Origin of the sequence: Fischerella sp. PCC 9605 (assembly GCF_000517105.1) — a bacterium.
GTDB lineage: Bacteria > Cyanobacteriota > Cyanobacteriia > Cyanobacteriales > Nostocaceae > PCC9605.
Genome location: NZ_KI912149.1, coordinates 908,174 through 924,846, shown reverse-complemented (window position 1 = coordinate 924,846; position 16,673 = coordinate 908,174). Strand labels below are relative to the sequence as shown.

Sequence of the window (16,673 nt, the reverse complement as noted above, 5' to 3'; positions counted from 1 at the left end):
ACTAACCTATTTCATATAACCAGTTTCCCGCAAGAACTTACGTAAATCAGCAAAGTATCGAGTGCGATCGCGTCCTTTGTAGGCTTGCTTGACTTTCTGCCAACCATCTTGTCCTTGACCGAGCATATATTTATCTGCCAAGTATGCCGCTAAAAACCCCTTGCCGTTATCTCCTTCTTTCCGCGCTGATAAGAAAGTTTGCCATAGCTCAAAGGCATGATTGTAAATTAATTTGGGATAGCGGCGGGTAACATCTATCATCTTGCCTTGGCGATATTGCCAAATTTGCAAGGGATAACCAGAAGCAGCATAGGCTGTGAATGCATAGGCAAAGCGATCGTCTCGACTTTCAAACTCTGGTAGCCCATCCTTATCTAAATCTATAAGTCGATAGCCACCATTACCCCATTCATGGCGAATTTTTTTGTACTGCTTGGCTTTTGCGTCATAGCGATAAATTAGCGAGTAAGTACAACAGTGCGCTCCACCAGTAAAGAAATCGGCAATTACTTCTGGTTCTTTGTCACCGTCCACGTCTAGCACTGGTAATTTATCGCGATCGTTTTCATCTAACAAAGCACCTATAGGTCGATCGTATTCGCTGTCTTGAGGCAGCTTTTGATCTAAAACAGTTTTACCCTCCCGGACAATTTTTATTTGCACGTTTTTATACTGATATTCCTGTGGTTGTTCGTAAGAGATTTCTGCTCGCACATTGCCTGATTGTCCGGCGATAACTTCTGCTCGTACAGATGTAGTAGATATAGCTGTTCCGCTTAAAATAGCTAAACCAATTAGAGATTGAGTAATAAACGAACGAATACTCTTCATAAACAGTGTTGTATATAGGATGTTTAAGTTTATACAACACCTTGGGAATAATCAATATCGGAAAATTGCTGCTGCTGGTACACCATTTGGTAATTCTTCTGGCTTAACGGTGTAGACTGCACCACCATTAAGGAGTGTATAAATAGCGGCAAAATCCAACAGATCCTGGTCGTCAGGCTCTGGTTCTGGATGTAATTCTACAGCCATTGTCTCTGGATCGAAATCACCCCATACTTGCTGGTCTATCGGCACTAACAAATAATCAACTCTTTGGAAATAAGCAGCGGGAACAATTTGTTTGAGATCGCTAGAGGCTCTACCAGTACCTTCTCCAGCAATTTGCTGGTAAAGCTCCATGATAGCCTCGTGCGATTGAGTATACATAGGTTCCACAATTTGCCAAGCCTGCTCGTGTAATTCTTCCGGCTTGATAATGTCTACATTGGCATGAATACCTTCCTCCAGCAGATGTTTGTAAGAATTAGCTTCTCTGTAAATAGCAAAGAGATACTCAACTCCAGCCAGCACTAAAGGTGCTTTTTCATCCCGTAGTTTTTCGTGTAATGCGTCATCAATGGCGTGAAAGAATTGCAGGATGTCTTTTTGGTGTTCGTCTCTGTCGGGGCTACCCTGTCCGTGAAACTCACCTGGCTGTGAAAAAGGATTAGCAGTTCCCTCTCTGGATGTCCCAATCCGCCGCTGCCCCTCTTTGGCAGTCTCGTCATAGAGGAGGGCTTCATCCAGGCTCTTAGGCATATTGTCCACCTCTACCTCTTGGATGCTGTAGTGTGTTCCCTCAAAGAACCTGACATTATCTTGGCTGAGAGCCAGGACGAAAAACCGTCCATCATTGTTGACAAGATGCACTAGTGGCTTGAGGTGGAATTGATTGCTAACAACTACTAATTCTTGAAACTCCATCGGGAGTTGGTAGTAGCGAAACACATTTGGCGAGATAAAAATTGCCAAACCGTGGTCTTGATTTTGCCAGAACTCATTCGTATCAAGTTCCTTAGCTGGCTGGAGAAAATCTACTGCCTCAGTGTGGCGAATTCCCATTTTATCCAAGCGTTCCTCTGCTTCGCGGATTAAATTTTTGAAGCGAATTGGATTCTGTCGAGTTTCTGTCCCTGCTTTTTGCGTGGGCATGTACAGAGAAACACAAGGACTTTGAGCATTTTCTACTAAAAACTTGAGTTCATCAATCGACAATAGCTGCATATTTTAAATTCCTATCCACGTCAATTAAAGCTGATCGATCTAGATTAATTTCAAATTATTTTTTGTGAGGCTGCATCTTTCTTTTGATAAAAAAATACCTACCTTATGTCCTCTCTTGAGATGGAGGAAAAGGTAGGTACAGACGTAGATGGCTTTGAAATGAAGGGTTAGTTGTTGATTGTTTTTACAACTAAGCATCAACCATCAATCACTAACAGCCTTCACGATAAATACATTTATTTATCTGAATTAACCAGCATTATGGGTGTTGGAATTTATTAGTTGTGATTTAATAGCTATACCCTTGTTTCCTTGCCTAACAAAACCTAAAGTTACTCGTTTCATCAGCCAGTACAAGCCAACAAGTATACCAAAAGTAATAGCAATAATTACTAGAGGTTGCTTGCCTAAAATTTCTTCTACACCTCTAGTTAGTAAAGCATCTGGTTGAGTAACGAAATCCCAACTGTTAAAACGCAAGAACCTACCCCAATAAATACCAACAGCACATAAAGCATGAGTAATCATTTCCACCCAGACAATCCATTGACTCTTACCTATGCGGTGCAAGTAGTATCCCACATTAATTAAAGATATGACGTAGGCTTCAAAACCAGCCAGAATTACTAGTAAATACAAAGGAATTAACACCAAGGTAATCATCCACACAGATTGAATTGTGCGGACATCGTCGATCAGGTGAATCACATCGGTTAACAGATAAGGCGCATTTGGTAAGAAAGCATAGAAAACTATAAATCCCAGCCACCAAACCCAAGAGCGTCCGCGTTTGATGCGAAACAACCAAACACTCAAAGCTAAAGGTATAAATGCCAGAAATAAATTCCAAGTCATCCAACGCATATTGATTTGCAAAACCGGTATTACCCTGGCTATTAATTCAATCAGTTCTGCTTTCATCACTGCTTCCTTAGAACAAGTGTGTGAATGATTGTGTATTCCCTCTGTTTATGAATTTAGTTGATTGACGAATCAAACAACTAAAATCTGACTGTGGTTGTTGCCCGAAGCTAGAAAATCAGTTTCATAAAAACTGAATATGGTGCTGGTATTGCTGGGAAGGCAGGTGTATCAATCACTTAGTATAGCCATAACCACAAAATAAGCTACTCTCCTAGAACAGATTTGCTGTTTTGGAATTTTGCTCTGTTTATGACTATAGTTATAGATTTCATCTTGTCGTGGTCATGTTCCAGAAATGAATTGTTAACGCAGCAAAACTCGGCTGCGAGGACCGATCGCTCTTTTAGGTGTAGATTCTTCTTTGGTACGGCAGTTCACACAATCTCGCAAACAAATAGCTGCAAGGTTAAAAACTGTTGAATTTCCTGTAAAGGAAGTACCGGTGCTGAACTCCATGTTAAGTGTGGGAGTAGGAGTGGGGGAAGTAGGGGGAGTGGGAGAGGGGGAGAGTGGAAGAGTGGGGGAAGTGGGAGATGTAGAAGAAGTAGTGGAAGTAGGAGATGTGGAGAGTGGAAGAGAGGGGGATGGGAGAGAAGTAGGAGGAGTAGGAGGTGTGCTGCTGCCTGTGGTAGGGGTACTACTACTGCCTGTAGTGGGTGTAGTATTACTACCTGTATTTGTAGTGGGTGTGCTGCTATTGCCTGTAGTGGGTGTACTGCTGCTGGGAGTGACAAGTTTTGCATCCGCAGGTACTTTAACCGTCAATCTCACCAAGGGGCTATTGGTCATTTTATAGGATGTTACGGTTGGCTTACCTGGGAGATCCGACCTGAAATCAAAGACTGTAGGACTTTCGCCACCATTGCGATCGCTATATCGCGGGCCTTGTCCGTTTACCTCAAATGTACCCTCATACTGCTGTCCTGTGGTTGGATCGGTAACAAGACCTGTGTAAAAACCTTTTGTTAGCCCAAACTCATCTTGAACTACGCCTTGAAATTTTGTTCCTGGCAATTTTCCTTGATAATTATAGGGCGTCAATTCACCATTAGAAAGTACTGGCGAACTCAGGATGCCGTCAAAGGAAACAACCGGAACTCCTTTAAAGTCAACGAAATAACTCAGACTGCCATCAGCGCGTGTTTGTACCTTTACATAATCTGACTTATACACAGGAACATAATTGGGATTACTCTTAGTGCCGATGTTGCGGTAGTAAGTACCGCTAGAGTCGGTATCAACACGAGTAATCCTGTTATTGAAATTAGGATTAAACTTGGGAAGTTGGATAGTGCCTGATAGGGTGCCCGTGCTTTGAATTGTAATTTGAGCCGTGGCGCTTGATGTCCCCAGGCCAAGAATAACTGCGGCTAAGCCACTGCTAGTCACAACTGCACAACCCAATTTATAAAAATTTTGGGTTGGATGTTGCTGCTGCGTGCCAAAATCTGATAATTTTACTCGCATCTTAAATTTGTTCCTTTGTTAAAGAGTAAAAAAGTCTCAGTATTTTTGCGTAACGGTTGCCCAAATGCTTATTATTAGGAAAAGGCATACGTATAAAAATACAGTTTTTGATTATATTTACACCAGTAAATAATTAAAACCGGAAGGTTGCTCTCAATGCCCCAACTACCAAGGGGTCGTTTACAGCATTGCGATCGGGATTAAAAATCACAAATACGCCTGGAGTCAGCGCCAAATTCTCATTCAACTGGGCGCGATAAAAAAGTTCTACGTGCAAGGATGTATCATCGCGCCCACCAGCTGTCCCTCCGTCGGAAAAGTTGGGAAAATTGTATCCTTCAGGTAAGGTACTAGAAGTGATTTTGGGAGGTTGTCCGATGAGAATTCCTCCTAAGTTGCCAGGACTCCCCAAATTAGGAAACGCTGCAAATGCCATCCAATTTATGGTTTCTACGTTTCCAGAAAGATTTACCGGATCGGAATGAGTCCAGCCACCCCAAGCCCCTAATTGCAAGTTGGGGTTAATGCGCCATGCTACGGTAGCACCAACAGCGTGAGTGTTGAAAGCTGTAGGCGGTGCAAAAGGTGAAATGAGTTGGGCATCGCCGATACCATTTCCTAACAAACCATCGGGAGAGTGAGAGAAAAGATAATGTATCCCCAGATCAATATTATTGGTGGGTGCTAAAGCCAGTTGAGCGCCCGTGGTATATCTACCACCCACTATTCCCCCGATGTTGATATCACCTGGAAAACTCGGAATTTCGGCACTATAAATACCTTGTAAGCTGATGCGATCGCTAATCTGCCAGTCAAACCCTACACCGCCAGTACTGTTGCCAATTGCCAAAATTGGGTTACGCTGACCAAATAAAGAAATTGCTCCTTCGCCAGCACCTTCTAGGGGGTTAACGCCGCGAAAGGTGTTGATGGGGTTAACACCTGCCGTACCCACAACTACTCCCATGTTGTCGGAAACCGGAAATCGATAAGATAACTCATTGATAACTACATCGTTATTTGTATTGGCTTCAAAACCCAACCGTCCCATGTTGCTAAACACAAAAGGTGCAGAGGAATCCAAATTTCCAGAAGATAACCCAGTTAACAGCAAATCTTGCCCTGTAAATGAAGTCGCCAGCGTTAGTTGCACGCTGTTTGCAAAAGTCCAATTTGTCTGTGCTTGACGTTCTGGCACTCCATCTCTGGGAAACAGATCCACATCAGCACTACTGTTTCCCTGTAAGCTAAAGATAGCTTGACCAACTAGTTTAGTCGTTGCTGAAAATTGATTTGCCTGTACTTCCTCAGTTCTATTTTCTAGATTTGCTACACGTTCCTGTACTTTCTGCAACTGTGTTTGAAATTCAGCTTGCAAGCGTTGCAGTACGATTAAATCTTCTTCTTTAAAAGTATTAGTTGTATTGTTCGCGATCAATTCGTTAATTCTTTCAAGACAAGCTGCCAACCCAGCTGCAAATTCATAGCGACTGATAACACGGTTGCCTAAAAAAGTCCTATTGGGATATCCAGCAATACAGCCATAGCGTTCTACCAGAGACTGCAAAGCACCAAAAGCCCAGTCAGAGGGTTGTACATCATCAAGTTGCGACACGGATGTGACTTGAGACATCTGACTATCTGAGTCTGAGGAAGTGGGGAAAGTGAGGGAAGTATCTTCTCCTCCCATTTCTACAACTTCCTTTTCTCTAGACTCTCCTGTATTCTCCTCAACTTCTTCTAGTCGCTGTACTTCCCCTACCAGAACAGAAGAATTTTGGAATTTAATCTTATCTTGGTTTTTAAGTATATTTAGATACTCTTGTTTTGTAAGATCGGATGGAATAGTTTCGATACTCGAATTAAATAAAATAAACTCAGGTAGTGTAATTTCTGTCACTGGGGCAACCACATTAGCCCGATCCTGCGCTGACTCTTGCAGCAGTTTATCTGGCTGAAATTGTTCCTGATCTGGTAATTTTGGCGGTAATGCTTGTCCTGTTGCTAATACTCCCACCATTAGCAGACCGATATCGCTCATTGTATTACTCTTTACTAATACTTATATTCCTTTTGACAAACAGAATTGGTTTAAATCAGGATTGATTCGTAGTAAAAAGTTATAAAAGTTACTGATTATCTACTTGTATGACACAAAGCCATCAGATAGCGAATACGATCTGTGGGGGGGTAGCGACTATAGGTAGTCGCTACCCCCCAATTGTTTGGTGAGCTACAGTTAGAGCATCGATTCAGTATTCATGAATTCTTGGTGCGGTAAGACCAGGGAGAGGGGGGAGACACCCTTCGAGAAATCAAAAGTATCAAGTCAAAAATCACGCCTTAGAATCTTGACTTTTGACTTTTGACTTTTAAATTGTTTTGTCCTTCTTCCCTTCCAGATTTGAAGATTACTAAATTGGTGTTTCAGGAGTGGGGTTTGTGCGAATTGCAATGATGCACTATTCAGGCTGACTACAATACTTATTTATCTGTGCTGCTAAAACATCTGATTGCTTGCCTGCAATTTCGGCTGCTTTCAGGGCAGCGTCTATTTCATCTCTCGCCTTTTGCATCCTCTCTCTACCTACTGTTGTAGCTTTTGCTGTCTTTGCTGCACCAAGAGCCTTACCTGCCTTGTTAATGTTTTGACTGAGAGTTATAAATACCTTAACAAAACGGGTTTGAAAGTCTTGAAGTTTGGGGTCTTCTAAGTTTAGTTCCTCAATCTTTTTAGTGACAGCTTCCAAATCCTGAGCTAGTTTCAAGCTTGTTGACACCTGAGTAACTTTATTTGTCTCTAGAAGAGAATTTCCTTCATTAACAACCCCAATTAGTTGCTGGCATTGAGAAACTTTGCTGTTGTTGCAACCAGCAAGCAACAAAGTTATACCCAGGCTAATAGGAAAAATAACGCTATATTTAGGCCCAACAGACATTTACACCTTACTACTGAATAAAATCTAAATAATAGTAACCAAAGATTCAGTAGTTTTGGCTAGTGTTCCGATAATTTGACACTTCTATCAAATTACCGTCTGGATCGCGTAAATAAATAGATTCAGTTTCGCCTATAGCCTCTGTTTTACTCACTTTGTTTACCGTCCGGAACGTCTGCGAAGCCGATCAATTGTCACCGCTACAATAATCACCAGACCCTTAACGACCAATTGCCAGAAATAAGACATGTTCAGCAAGGTTAGACCATTGTTGAGAACAGCAATGATTAACGCACCGATAAGAGTTCCAACAATAGTACCAATGCCACCCGTGAAACTGGTTCCACCGAGAATGACAGCGGCGATCGCATCTAACTCGTAGCCACTACCTAACATGCCAGTAGCACTATAAAGGCGGCTGGCGCTCATAATTCCTGCCAAACCTGCCAGCAATCCACTGACGCCATAGACAAACAGCAGCACGCGATTGACTTTAATGCCAGTTAGTCGTGCTGCCCGCTCATTACCGCCCACAGCATAGATTTGCACCCCCAAAACAGTCTGCCGGAGGATAAACCAACTGACAGCCACAGTCAGTAGTGCAATTACTACCAACCACGGCAGAGGGCCTAAATAGTTGTTGCCTATCCAGGCAAAATTCAGGTTACGGTTAATGACCGTTGTACCACTGGCAACCAGAAAAGCAGCACCCCGCAAAGCAGTCAGCGCACCCAAAGTGACGATAAAGGGTGGTAAATCCAGAAAGGCGATGAGTGCACCGTTGACTAAGCCCAGAAGCAATCCTGTTAGCAAACCAGCAAGCACAGCTGCCCAACCCAGACCCGGGATCAGCGATACTAGCACCGCAACTACAGCAGAAACACCCAATATTGACCCAACCGAAAGGTCAATGCCTCCGGTCAAAATCACAAATGTCATCCCAGTTGCCAGCACAATGTTGATTGATGCTTGCCGCAGTATATTGACGACGTTACCCGGTGTGAGGAAATTGGGGGTAAGGAACGTAAATAGAATGCTGATGAGCACCAGAATTGGTAGAATTCCGGCAACTTGGATAAGATTATTAATTGATTGACGCCGACGCGAGATTGGATGTTCAGCAGCTCTATTTTTGGCGGGTCTTAACTCGGTATGACTCATGATGCTAGTACCTCCGCTGCTCCAGTAGCAAAGTGCATAATGTTTTCTTGGGTAATTTCCTTACCAGGGCTACCATCAAGTTCGCCCACTAGCTGCCCTGCTCGCATCACAAGGACGCGATCGCTCATTCCCACAATCTCTGGTAGTTCGCTGGAAACCATAAGGATGGCGACACCTTGGGCGGCTAAGTCCCCAATAATGCGGTAAATCTCGCTTTTAGCACCAATATCCACACCACGTGTTGGCTCATCCAGCATCAGCACTCTCGGCTTAATCGCTAGCCAGCGGGCCAGCAGTAGCTTCTGCTGATTACCACCAGAAAGATCCACCGCTCTAATCTCTAAATTGGCAAGCCGGATATGAAAGTTTTCCACAGCTTCTGCCGCAATCTGATTGACTGAACTCCAGTTGAGAACCCCAGCCTTGGCATCCTGCTTCAGCCTGTTGAGAGCAATATTTTTGCGGGCGCTCATCTCCAGAAATAATCCCTGGTCTTTGCGATCTTCTGGGACGTAACCAATTCCGGCAGCAATAGCATCACCGGGGGTGTTGATGTCTAGTTTTTTGCCATCCAAGAATACTTCACCGCTTACCTTTGGATCGGCACCAAAAATCAGCCGGGATAGCTCCGTGCGTCCTGCACCAACGAGCCCTGCTAATCCTAGAACTTCTCCAGCATGGAGTTCAAAGCTAGTTGGCTGAACCTTGTGCCCGTCGCTGATATTCCTGACTTCTAGCACTACTGGGCCGAGATTTGTTTGCCGCTGATGCTCGTAAAAGTCTTGCATGGGGCGACCGACCATCATTTGTACCAATCGGTGTGGGGAAATCTCATCCCGGGTGAGACTGCCAATGTATTGGCCGTCACGCAGCACGCTAATCCGGTCAGCCAGGGCATAGACTTCTTCCATACGGTGGCTGATGTAGATAATGGCAATACCGTCATCCCGCAGTCTGCGAATTACTTCAAATAAGCGCTCAGTTTCGCGATCTGACAGTGCTGCTGTTGGCTCATCCATTACCAGGATGCGGCTTTTATCCTTGAGCGCTCGGGCAATTTCAACTTGTTGCTGTTCGGCGATTGACAAATTACCAACTACATCGTTTGGTGCAAAACTAGCTCCCAAGCTTTGGAGCACTTGCTGTGCTTCCCGTTCCATGCCTTGGCGATCCAAAAACTGACCTCGCCGCAACTCGCTACCCATAAAAATGTTTTCAGTCACGGTTAAATTAGGTGCGACATTCAGTTCTTGATAAATAAGATTAATGCCCGCCTGTCGCGCCATACCTGGATCGGTAATTTTTACAGGTTGACCATTGATGCGAATCTCGCCTTCATCGGCAATGTAAGCACCAGCAAGAATTTTCATTAATGTGCTTTTACCTGCCCCGTTCTCGCCCATGAGAGCATGAATCTCTCCTGAGTAAATCGTGAGATCGACATTTTGGAGAGCAGGTACGCCATGAAACCTTTTCGTAATCCCTCGCATCTCTAGTACTGGGATTGCGATCGGTACGTTGGGAAGCGGAGCTTCAATATCGGTTGTCATCAGCAACTCCTGCAATCTTAGAAGGGTATAAGGGTGTGAGGGTGTAGGATGAAGAACCCCCATACCCCCACTTACTGCCAGCCTTTGTACTCGCTGACGTTGTCTCGTGTAATTAGCTTGACTGGAATCAGAATGTTGGGATTAGCGGGTCTTTTACCATGAAGGATGTCATTGCCAACCTGAACCGCTTTTTGAGTCATTCCTAGCGGATCTTGAGCGGCAGTAGCAACATATAAGCTGTTCCGATCTTCAATCGCTTGCTTTGCTTCCGGTGCCCCATCGACCCCAACAATGAAAAATTCGTTGCGTCTTGCCTGTCTGGCTGCCAGTTCTGCTCCGACGCCACACGGATCGTTAATGGCAAAAACGGCATCAAGCTTGGGAAAGGTTGCGAGCAGATCGCTCATCACCCTTAGTCCTCCATCCCGGCTTCCTTCGGCGTTCTGGTCTTTAGAGAGTACTTTGATACCAGGATATTTAGCAAATACCTGCTCACAGCCATTGACTCGTTCGATCACCGAGATCACTGGAGGCCCGTTGATGATAACTACATTACCTTTGCCTTTAAGGCGATCGGCTATATATTGGCAACTAAGTTGTCCAGCTTGCACATTATTGGAGGTAATGGTAGCATCTACGCCTCCCTCAGCACCCGTATCTACTGCAATAACAACAATACCTGCTTGTTTGGCTTTCTCAACTGCTGCTGCAATTCCCTTACTATCACCGGCATTGAGGATGATCAGGTCAGTGTTCGCGGCAATGAAATTTTCCATTTGGTTGAATTGCTGGTTTAGGTCATAGCCACTGGAAACCACGGTAACTTTGACATCCTTACCACCGATTTTTTTGGCTTCTGCTTCCGCTCCTCGCCCCATGAGGACGAAGAAAGGATTACCAAGATCGCCGACGGTAACGGCAACCGATCGCAGTTTTGAATCTCGATCGCCCTCACTACTTTCTATAGCAGCCCTGTGATTTTGGGAAACGCCTGTGCAGCCCACAAAGATACCACTGACCAAACCTAATACGCTAGCTGCGATCGCTATTCTCTTCACATCCATCTGTCTCCAACAACTCATTGAGTTTGAAGAGAGTCAATAGAATATAAATCTGCGAAAAATCACAAACAGCACACCACAGTGCCAATCATCTGACAGTAAAAAATAAACAAAACGCTTCTTTTGTTAATATTTACGTCTTCTATCTTGTTGTACTAGCTCCGACAAATTACATATCCGAAAAGGCACAAGAATGGTTCTTGCACCTCCTCAAAAAATTATGTTTTTTTGTGAAAATATTTTTAGAAGTGTGTAAAGCAAAAACAGCTTCTAGACACAACTTCTAGAAGACCTTGACAGAAAACTTGTATTTATATCCTATTTAACTCTTTAGGTATATTTTATTTGACTTGATGTTAATTTAACGTGTACCTTTGCAAAGATTAACCACTTCTTATATTGTCGCGTAGGCTGGTAATTGGTGATTGGTGATTAGGGATTGGGTATCGGGTATTGAGAATTGGGGATTGGGCATAGGGCATAGTTAACAATCAACACAACAACTAATCACTATCCAGTCCCTAATCCCCAGTCCCCATTCCCCATTTCTGCCCAGAGGGGGTTGCTCCATGCAATATCGGCATCGTAAATAACCCCCAAGCCAAACCTGTAACCAACCCAAACAAAGTCACAACATAATTATTAAAACTCCACCAGCCCAAAACCTCTGCTGCCAATTCCAATGCATAAGCCATCATCAACACACTGGCAAGCGCCGCACCACTCCAACCATACTGATGCAGCCAGTAAAAACCCTTACCTTTTGTCGCGCCATACACTAATCGAGTCAGGAACAATCCCGCCACTGTACCGTAACAACGCATACATACAGCCATAATAAAGGGTGCTGCCAAAGCTACTCCCATCTGGGGTTGTGGGCATACATGGCGACCCATGAAATATATAATATCCGCAATCATAGGTAACACTGGTAACTTTGATGCAGCAAGAAAAGGAGCAGCAAGTGGCCCTACTACCATCCCCGCCAATAGGAAGTCTGCTATAAAACTTACCCAACGAATTTGTAACTGTGCTTTGAAAGCTACTCCTTGTATCATCTCTGCCTGTGTTCCCTTTGTGTTCTTTATAGTTCGTTTAATACTAATTCACAATTATTATAAAACTTAACAAATCCCAAAAAATGAGGGTGGGAATGGCTACGCTGAATAAAAAATAGGGAAAGGTTAAACACAAAAGAGCAGAATAGCAAAAAAGTCCTCTGGATTGGCAACAGTGTCCAAGACCGCACCGCCTGAGTTCTCCTAAAATTTGGTGTAGGCAATGATAAATGCATGGCTCACTCCAACTGGATTTCAAAAGGAGATTGAAAGCTTACAGCTAATTAACGTTGCGGTATTAGTAAATTCGCTACTAAGTATTTTTATAGAAAATTTTCCAGACAAAATATTTAAAAAAAAGTAAAAATTGAGACTTTATCTTGAGTACATGCAAGAATGACCAGCAAGGTGAACAAGAGCCTTGAGAGTTTTTACTGTCAAAGCTTTAATCAGTAGTTAGCAAATAAACTTTGTTGTTGGTTGATGGTTGTATTTACTACCACCAACTAACAGTCATCACGAAAAATACTCTTTGTGCCGACCTACTAAATATAAAATTATGAGCGAAAGTCAGAGTTTTCCAGAAACCAGCGATCGCCTGCCGTTGCGATCGCCTGAAGAAGTAGATTTAAATATTTTCAATGGCATTAAGGGCCCAGACGATCGCGGAAGTTCGGCGGTTAAGGATATCAAGCAGTTGTTCCACAAACTGGTTGTTGTGGATGATGAGACACTGCTAAATATCGAAACTATCAAAGTTCCAGGGTTTATTGGTATTTCCGACGAACAGCAAGTTTACGATCCTCAAGGAAACACAGTCTTCGGACACGAGGATATTTTGAAGTTTCTAGATGCATATGGTCTTTTGGTCTGCACTTATCAATACCACAAAGACCGCTACGGCAGAATTATTGACTTGCGCTGGCCTCCCAACGAGCAAGAACAGTATGATTTGATGGAAATTTTCATCAAAAACGAGGGACATCACTCGGGGGCGATTTTACCAGCACAAAGGTTTACAGGAGAGAAGACATTTGCTAGCTTTAACGAACCAGACAGTTACCACAATGGGATGTATGGAGACAATGGGTTCGTTGCTGTGGCTCAACGTCTGGTTTTTCCTGATTTTGTCACCAAAGAGCAATCTCGTGGCTACACTGACAGCATCATTTGCTGGATGGCGTTGATCAACCCGTTTGTTCAATTTGCTGCCAACGATTTTAATGGCGGCGATCCTACTCGTGTTTGCGATCGCCCTACGCTAAAAGAGTTTTTGCAAAAATGTGCTCTTGCTAGTCTTGGTTCCCAAGAAGCACTAGAATTCTTTTATCGTCCAGAAAATACAGCTTATTGCGCTGAATTTATTTATATCAGTTTGAATACACCTGTTTACCCTTTCAACAAGCAGGGTTTGACTTTGTTATTGGATGGCGATGAAGACAAGGCAGTGGAGATTCTCAAACTCCAAGAATACCAGAATAGCAGACGCGAAAATATTCTCAGCTTCAAAAGCGACAACCCGCAATTTAAAGCCTTTAATATTCAGATGCCAGTAGTACCAGCTGATTTGCCACCTTTAGATGTGCTAATGGCTCAGCATGGACAAACAATTGACCCCAACAGTATCCCATTTCCTCCTTTTAAACTATCCCAAGTACTTCGCCGTGCCTTTCGCACATTACTTCCGCGCACTTATGCAATGAACAACTCTAAAATTGTTCAAGCGCAAGTAAAAATGTTTGGATATCTAGAGCCTCTGATTCTCAAGCAATTAGGTATTGGCATCGCTAGTCCTCAACCTGTACCCGGGCCTATGCCTATACCTCGACCTTTGCCTGAAAATCCTTCTGTTCCTGCAAAAAAAGGTGCGAATAGTAATCCTACTTCTCCTCAACAACCCACTCCTGAACCTAATCCTCAGCCTCAAGACGATCCCAGATTGTCGGCTGTTCGCCAATTTATGGAATTTGTAAAATCTCAATTGCAACAGCAGTACAACAGTTACGAAGAATTTGATCGTACTTTCGATGCGATCGTTGAAAAAGCAGATAGTCTGGTAGGGGAAAGCGAATTAAAATACTTTGTGCCACCGCGTATTTATGTAGATTTGGGACAAAACGACGGCGATGAAAATTTACCAAAAGGTTGGGGTTTTCGGCTAGAAACGGTGGGATCGCTGATTTATCGTGGAGCTATCAAAGGCATTGCCCAAAATGCTACAGAAAGCCCTCAGCAACCTCCACAGGAGCAGTTTCAGGATTCTCAATCTAGTTCCAAGCAACCAACAAACCCCTTACAGATGTTTGGTAAGAGAAAATAATATCATGTCCGTTTGAACACCGATCATATCTGTGAAGGACTGTAGGTAATAGGTAATGGGAAAAACCAATTACCTATTACCAACTCTCCACAAAAGTATCGCAATCAATGCATGTTTAGCATTGTGAATTTTGGCGTTGCTGATTTCATGTATGAAAATTATTTTGCGTTCTGCCAAAACCCTTGTAGAGACGCGCCATGGCGCGTCTCTACATTTGGATTCATACTTTGATTCAGCAACGCCTGAATTTTGATAACTCTTGGCGATCGCAATTGAATAGGACTTACGCACTTTACAAATCGATAGTTGGTTAAACCAACCGTTCAGTCTATGGACAAGCGTGCTAACGCTATTAGACATCTTTAAAAAGTGCATAACTTGATTTTGCTGTCACCCATCAAGAATCTAGAAGGAAAGCAAACGAGATTAAAGGTTGGTCAAAACTCACATCATCATACTTTCAGGAAATGCGTAAGTCCTAATTGAAGTCTCAAATTACTAAACAACTATAAAGGTCAACACAGATATGAGTACACATCAGAATTCTTTGCTGACAGACTCAGCCATGCCTTTATACTCGCCACAACAGGTAAATTTGGCAGTTTTTAATTCCCTCAAGAGTCCAAGATATCAAGCAGGCAGACCTGTAGAAGACATGAGTAAATTTTTCCACAAGCAAATTATTGTGGATGATGAGACAATTTTGGATGTAGAAACCATTAAAGTGCCTGGATTTATTGGTATTGCAGATGAATTAGCATTTGCCGATGCTCAGGGAAACTGTTTTTTTGGACACGAGGATATTGCTCAGTTTCTCGAAAGAGATGGTCTTTTAATTATGACCTATCAATACAGCAAAGACCGATACGGCATTCCTGTAGATTTGCGTTTGCCTCCTCGCAATAAGCATGAGCAATTTGACTGGATGGAAATCATTATTAAAAACGAAGGGTTCCATTCAGGAGCGATCGTACCCGCAATGCGACCGATTGAGAATAATAAGTTTGTACCGGGTTATGCTTGCTTCAATGAGCCAGATCGGAGCGACAATGCGTTATTTGGTGATAAAGGCTTTGTCAGTGTTGCTCAGCGTCTGTTGTTCCCTGAGTTTATCAGCAAACAGCAGGCAAGGGGTTACACTGACAGTATCATCTGCTGGATGGCAGTGACAAACCCGTTTATTGAATTCACTGAGAATGATATTAATGGTGGCGATCCTACTCGCGTTGTAGATCGGGCAACACTGAAGCAGTTATTGCAAAATTGCGTTAATGCTTGCCTTGGCTCTATTGAAGCTCAAGATTGGTTGAATCAGCTAGAAAATCGGGTTTATTGCGCTGAGTTCATGTATATCAGCCTGAACACGCTCGTTTTTCCATTCAACAAGCAGGGACTTACTCTGTTATTGGATGGTGATGAAGCCAAGGCTATACAGATCCTCAAACTCCAAGATCGGCACAATCGCAAACAACCAAATATCCTCTCCAAGGCAGCCAAAAACTCAGAGTTTCAAAAGTATCACATTCCCATGCCAGTAGTACCAGAGGATTTACTGCCTCTAGACGTGCTGATGGCTAAAAATGGACAAACTATTGAGCCCAATAGCGTTCCCTTCCCGCCGTTTAAACTTTCCCAGGTACTGCGCCGCGCCTTCCGCACCCTACTTCCTAGGCACCAAGCTATTGACGATATGAGGCTAGCTAAAGGACAAACAAAACTATTTGCAAATCTCGAACCAATGATTTTCAATCAGTTGCGCCTGAACGCTTTGCCTGATGACGATCCCAAAGTTGTTGCCGTACGTCAGTTCATGTCTTTGGTGAAATCTCAACTGGAACAGAAATTTAATAACTATGAAGAATTTAACCACGTGATAGATGCGATCGCTCAAAAAGCAGATGAGTTAATAGACGTTGAGGATCTGAAATATTTCGTACCTCCGCGCATCTATGTAGACTTGGGACAAAACGATGGCGATGAAAATTTACCCAAGGGTTGGGGTTTTCAACTGGAAACTGTAGGGGCGCTGATTCATCGCGGAGCAATCAGTGCCTCTTGTAGCGTTGCTCATCCAAATCCCCAACCACCGTCAAAGGAACGGGTAGACAAAAAATGATCTGTTCCAGGCTTGAGGGATGAGA

12 protein-coding genes are annotated in these 16,673 nt (G+C 43.4%); 2 read left to right on the top strand and 10 right to left on the bottom strand.

Annotated elements, in window-relative coordinates; translation table 11 throughout:
- Positions 1–6 precede the first annotated feature (6 nt).
- The 10 genes from FIS9605_RS0118910 to FIS9605_RS37450 all read right to left on the bottom strand — a co-directional run bounded on the left by FIS9605_RS0118910 (position 7) and on the right by FIS9605_RS37450 (position 12,212).
- Positions 7–831, bottom strand: a complete 825-nt coding sequence (locus FIS9605_RS0118910) for a hypothetical protein (RefSeq protein ID WP_026734004.1) — start codon at positions 829–831, stop codon at positions 7–9.
- Between the two features lie 51 nt (positions 832–882).
- Positions 883–2,052 carry a baeRF7 domain-containing protein gene (locus tag FIS9605_RS0118905; protein ID WP_026734003.1) on the bottom strand — a complete coding sequence of 390 codons (1,170 nt, stop codon included), beginning with the start codon at positions 2,050–2,052 and terminating at the stop codon, positions 883–885.
- A 249-nt stretch (positions 2,053–2,301) separates the two neighbouring features.
- Entirely contained in the window at positions 2,302–2,973 is a 672-nt protein-coding gene (locus FIS9605_RS0118900) for a DUF1361 domain-containing protein (protein WP_026734002.1), read from the bottom strand.
- 306 nt (positions 2,974–3,279) lie between these two features.
- Positions 3,280–4,443 (bottom strand): hypothetical protein, encoded by a 1,164-nt coding sequence (locus FIS9605_RS0118895; protein WP_026734001.1) that lies wholly within the window; start codon positions 4,441–4,443, stop codon positions 3,280–3,282.
- Between the two features lie 133 nt (positions 4,444–4,576).
- Positions 4,577–6,484, bottom strand: a complete 1,908-nt coding sequence (locus tag FIS9605_RS0118890) for an iron uptake porin (RefSeq protein ID WP_026734000.1) — start codon at positions 6,482–6,484, stop codon at positions 4,577–4,579.
- A gap of 421 nt (positions 6,485–6,905) precedes the next feature.
- Positions 6,906–7,382: a hypothetical protein gene (locus tag FIS9605_RS0118885; RefSeq protein ID WP_026733999.1), complete on the bottom strand. Its 477-nt coding sequence runs from the start codon at positions 7,380–7,382 to the stop codon at positions 6,906–6,908.
- Between the two features lie 159 nt (positions 7,383–7,541).
- Complete coding sequence (locus tag FIS9605_RS0118880; protein WP_035139944.1) at positions 7,542–8,543, bottom strand: ABC transporter permease subunit; 1,002 nt, start codon at positions 8,541–8,543, stop codon at positions 7,542–7,544.
- Positions 8,540–10,093: a sugar ABC transporter ATP-binding protein gene (locus tag FIS9605_RS0118875; RefSeq protein ID WP_026733997.1), complete on the bottom strand. Its 1,554-nt coding sequence runs from the start codon at positions 10,091–10,093 to the stop codon at positions 8,540–8,542. The genes FIS9605_RS0118880 and FIS9605_RS0118875 overlap by 4 nt, the downstream gene beginning before the upstream one ends.
- Before the next feature lie 71 nt (positions 10,094–10,164).
- A complete protein-coding gene (locus tag FIS9605_RS0118870) occupies positions 10,165–11,175 on the bottom strand; it encodes an ABC transporter substrate-binding protein (RefSeq protein WP_442854716.1) in 1,011 nt (336 codons plus the stop codon).
- Between the two features lie 500 nt (positions 11,176–11,675).
- Positions 11,676–12,212, bottom strand: coding sequence for a DUF2085 domain-containing protein (locus tag FIS9605_RS37450; protein WP_035139943.1), 537 nt, complete (start codon positions 12,210–12,212; stop codon positions 11,676–11,678).
- Between the two features lie 559 nt (positions 12,213–12,771).
- Here FIS9605_RS37450 and FIS9605_RS0118855 point away from each other — a divergent pair.
- Together FIS9605_RS0118855 and FIS9605_RS37445 are read left to right on the top strand one after the other, a co-directional pair.
- Positions 12,772–14,532 carry a hypothetical protein gene (locus FIS9605_RS0118855; RefSeq protein ID WP_026733995.1) on the top strand — a complete coding sequence of 587 codons (1,761 nt, stop codon included), beginning with the start codon at positions 12,772–12,774 and terminating at the stop codon, positions 14,530–14,532.
- Positions 14,533–15,058: 526 nt separating this feature from the next.
- Entirely contained in the window at positions 15,059–16,648 is a 1,590-nt protein-coding gene (locus FIS9605_RS37445; RefSeq protein WP_051470069.1) for a hypothetical protein, read from the top strand.
- The last annotated feature ends 25 nt before the right edge of the window (positions 16,649–16,673 follow it).